Raw genomic sequence first — 561 nt, 5'->3', positions numbered from 1 at the left:
GGGTCTCACCTCCCAGCTGACGTTTCAAAGTGCGGTTTCCGTTGCCGTCGTAGGTGTAGCTGTTCCGGGCCAGAAGCGCGTCCCCGGAGCGGACGGTCAAGCCCGTCAGATTCTTGTCCAGGTCATAGGCGTACTCCTGCCGGATGGGGCCATGGGTCACGGCCTTGGGCGTGCCGTCCGGGTTATAGGTATAGGCTGCCAGTTCCTTTCCATCATCCCACACCTTTTCCAACAAATCAAGAGGAGAATAGGCGTATTCCGTCACTTTGCCTGTTACATCGGCCTGACTGATTTTGTTGCCGTTCTTGTCGTAGGTCAGAGCCAGCAGCGTGCGGCCGCTGGCACTCTTGCGGGTCATGCGGTCCATGGCGTCATACTCGTAAGCGTACCGCATTCCCTTAGAAATGGCGCACTTGAGTAAGCCCTCCGGGGTGTATTCGTAAAAATCACCTTGAGCGCTGTCTTTTTCCTTTTTGAACAGGGGCGCACCATAGAGGTTGTACCCCAGCTCCACTGTCACGCCGCTGCGGTCGGTTCTGCGAACCAACCGCCCCTGGCCGT

The 561-nt window shown here is 57.6% G+C and carries 1 protein-coding gene; it reads right to left on the bottom strand.

The window, feature by feature from the left end; all coding sequences use genetic code 11:
* The coding region (locus B5F35_RS18305; RefSeq protein WP_524535726.1) for a hypothetical protein at positions 1 to 561 on the bottom strand (561 nt) is incomplete at both ends.

The organism is Anaeromassilibacillus sp. An200 (assembly GCF_002160025.1).
In the GTDB taxonomy this organism is placed as follows: domain Bacteria; phylum Bacillota; class Clostridia; order Oscillospirales; family Acutalibacteraceae; genus Caccousia; species Caccousia stercoris.
Note: the sequence above shows the minus strand (reverse complement) of the source record. Positions and strands in the feature narration are given on the sequence as shown.